The sequence below is a fragment of the Candidatus Methylomirabilota bacterium genome (genome assembly GCA_036005065.1).
GTDB lineage: Bacteria > Methylomirabilota > Methylomirabilia > Rokubacteriales > DASRDR01 > DASYQW01.
This window is the reverse complement of the sequence record DASYQW010000291.1, coordinates 1-3,177: the sequence shown is the minus strand read 5'-3', so window position 1 is coordinate 3,177 and position 3,177 is coordinate 1. Positions and strand designations below refer to the sequence as shown.

The 3,177-nt window shown below is 72.7% G+C and carries 3 protein-coding genes; all 3 read right to left on the bottom strand.

Features of this window, described 5'->3' with window-relative positions; genetic code table 11:
• Positions 1-157: 157 nt before the first annotated feature.
• The gene (gene pyrE, locus VGW35_19990) at positions 158-742 is read right to left on the bottom strand and encodes an orotate phosphoribosyltransferase (protein HEV8309951.1); all 585 of its coding nucleotides are present in this window, start codon (positions 740-742) and stop codon (positions 158-160) included.
• A 2-nt stretch (positions 743-744) separates the two neighbouring features.
• Positions 745-1,458, bottom strand: a complete 714-nt coding sequence (gene pyrF / locus VGW35_19985; GenBank protein HEV8309950.1) for an orotidine-5'-phosphate decarboxylase — start codon at positions 1,456-1,458, stop codon at positions 745-747.
• A 5-nt stretch (positions 1,459-1,463) separates the two neighbouring features.
• Positions 1,464-3,177 (bottom strand): carbamoyl-phosphate synthase large subunit (gene carB, locus VGW35_19980; protein ID HEV8309949.1); only part of this gene is annotated, 1,714 nt, incomplete at its 5' end.

The window sequence follows — 3,177 nt, the reverse complement described above, 5'->3', positions numbered from 1 at the left end:
TTTCGTCTGAAGAGTAGCCCAAAATCGCTGGAGATGCACGCACCCGAGCACGGATGACCGACCGAAATGCCTCGGGCGGCGCTCGGTCGCGGGGATAACCCGACCCGGCGCGACCACCGAGCGCGCGGTGCATCGAGGAGTTTCGAGCGGGAAGTAGCTAGGAGCCGCCCGGGGGGCGGCTGCCGGGCTTGACGACCGGCACCCCGTCCCGACACATGGGGCAGGCATCGGGCGGGTAGTTCGGCACGGTGATGCGGAGGAGGGCCTGAAACGGCTGGGCGAACGTCGCGGTTCCGCCGCTCCGGTCGACCAGAGCGCCGACTCCTACCACGGCGGCTCCGGCCCTCTCGACGGCGACGATCACCTCGCGGGTCGAGCCTCCCGTCGTCACCACGTCCTCGACCACGAGGCAGCGCTCGCCGGGGTCGAGCGCGAAGCCCCGCCGGAGCGTCATCCGACCGTCCTCGCGCTCGGTGAAGAGCGCGCGCGCCCCGAGGGCCCGCGCCACCTCGTGGGCCACGAGGATGCCCCCGATGGCCGGCGCCACGACCGCGGCGACCCGCTCGCCCCGGGACGGCTCGGCCAGCGCGGCGCCGAGGCGCTGCGCGTGGTCGGGGAACTGGAGGACGAGGGCGGACTGCAGGTACGTATCGGAGTGAAGGCCCGAGGTGAGCCGGAAGTGCCCCCGGAGCAGCGCGCCAGTGGACTCGTAGAGCGCTCGGACGGTGGCGGCGTCCAGCACGCTCACGTCGCGGCGTGCTCCCAGGCGGCGAGGATGGCGGAGGCGGCGGCCGCCGGGTCGGGAGCTGCGGTGATCGGCCGGCCCACCACGATGTAATCGGCGCCGGCTCGCCGCGCGGCCTCGGGGGTCGCGGTGCGCGCCTGGTCGCCGGCGTCGGCGCCGGCCGGGCGGATCCCCGGCGTGACGATCAGCCACCCCGGCCCCATGACGCGACGGAGCTGGCGCGCCTCCTGGGGAGAGGCGACCGCGCCGTCGCATCCGGCCGCGCGGGCGAGGCCGGCCAGGTGCACCACCTGCCCTTCGACCGAGACCGGCACCTGGAGCTCCCGCTGGAGCGTGGCCCGGTCGAGGCTCGTGAGCACGGTCACCGCCAGGACGCGCGGCCGATCGCGGACAGCCTCCGCGGCCGCGCCGGCCGCGGCCCGGAGCATCTCGCTGCCCCCCGAGGCATGGACGGTGAGGAGGCTCACCCCGAGCCGAGCGGCCTCGCGGACCGCCCCCGCCACCTGGGCGGGGATGTCGTGGAACTTGAGGTCGAGGAACACGCGCCCGCCACGCTTGCGGACACGCTCCACCGCGGACGGGCCCGCCGCGGTGAAGAGCTGGGCGCCCACCTTGAAGGTCGACACCACGCCCTCGAGCCGCTCGAGCACCGCCTCCGCCTCGGCCAGGCCGGGGACGTCGAGCGCGACGATCAGCCGATCGCGCGCCTCCACCCCGCTCACCTCAGCGCGGCGTAGTACGACTGCAACGGGCGGACCTCGAACTCGCCGGCCCGCTGGGCCTCGATCGCCTCGAGCGCGGCCTGGGCCCCTTCGATGGTCGTGTAGTAGGGGATGGTCTGCATGACCGCCGTGCGGCGGATCAGATAGGAGTCCCGGCGGGCGCGCCCGTCCTCGGGCGTGTTGATGACGAGGCAGATCTCGCCCTGCTTCATGAGATCGACGATGTTCGGCCGCCAGCCCTCGGCGACCTTGTTGATCGTCTCCACGCGCATGCCGTGGCGCTCCAGCACCTTGGCCGTTCCCTGGGTGGCGACGAGGCGGAAGCCCATCTCGTAGAGGCTCCGGCCGATGGGCACCAGCGCCCGCTTGTCGCGGTTCCGGACCGACAGGAAGGCCTTGCCGCCCCGGGGGAGCGGCGAGCCGGCGGCGAGCTGGGCCTTGAGATAGGCGGCCCGGAACTCCCGGTCGAGCCCCATCACCTCGCCGGTCGAGCGCATCTCGGGGCCCAGGATCACGTCCACCCCGGGAAACTTGACGAACGGGAACACGGCCTCCTTGACCGCCACGTGGGGCAGGTCCGGGGGCTCGGCGACGCCCAGCTCGCGGAGCGTCGCGCCGAGCAGGATCCGGGTCGCCACCTTGGCCAGCGGCAGCCCGATCGCCTTCGACACGAAGGGCACCGTGCGGGAGGCCCGCGGGTTCACCTCCAGGACGTAGATCGTGTCGTTCTTGATCGCGAACTGGATGTTCAGGAGGCCGATCACGCCGAGCTCGAGGGCCAGCGCGCGGGTGTCCTTCCGCAGGCCTTCCACCTGGTCGTCGCCGATCGAGTATGGAGGGAGCGCGCACGCGGAGTCGCCCGAGTGGATCCCGGCCTTCTCGATGTGCTCCATCACGCCGCCGACCAGCACTTCTCGGCCGTCACAGAGGGCGTCGACGTCGATTTCGATGGCGTCCTCGAGGAACTTGTCGATGAGGATGGGATGCTCGGGCGAGACCCGCGCCGCCTCGGTCATCCAGACCCGGAGGCGCTCCTCCTCGTATACGATCTCCATCGCCCGCCCGCCGAGGACGTAGGAGGGCCGCACGAGCACCGGGTAGGCGAGCGCGGCCGCGATCCGGGCCGCTTCGTCCACGGAGCGCGCCGAGCCGTTGGGCGGCTGGGCGAGGCCGAGCGTCCGCAGGAGCTCGGCGAAGCGGGCCCGGTCCTCGGCCCGGTCGATGGCGTCCGGCGGGGTGCCGAGGATGGTCACGCCGGCGCGCTCGAGCGGGACGGCCAGCTTCAGCGGCGTCTGACCGCCGAACTGAACCACCACCCCGAGGGGCCGCTCCTTCTCGACGATGTTCAGGACGTCCTCGAGGGTGAGCGGCTCGAAGTAGAGGCGGTCGGAGGTGTCGTAGTCGGTCGAGACGGTCTCGGGGTTGCAGTTGACCATGATCGCCTCGTAGCCGAGGGCGCGGAAGCTCTGGGCCGCATGGACGCAGCAGTAGTCGAACTCGATCCCCTGCCCGATCCGGTTCGGGCCGGAGCCGAGGATGACGACGCGCGGCTTCGTTCCCTCCGGCGCGCCCTCGTCCTCCTCGCCCCACGTCGAGTAGTAGTAGGTGGAGGCCGCCTCGACCTCGCCCGCGCAGGAGTCGACGCGACGGTAGGCGGGCCGGACGCCGGCGGCGAGCCTCGCCGCGCGCGCCTCCTGCTCGGTGACGCCT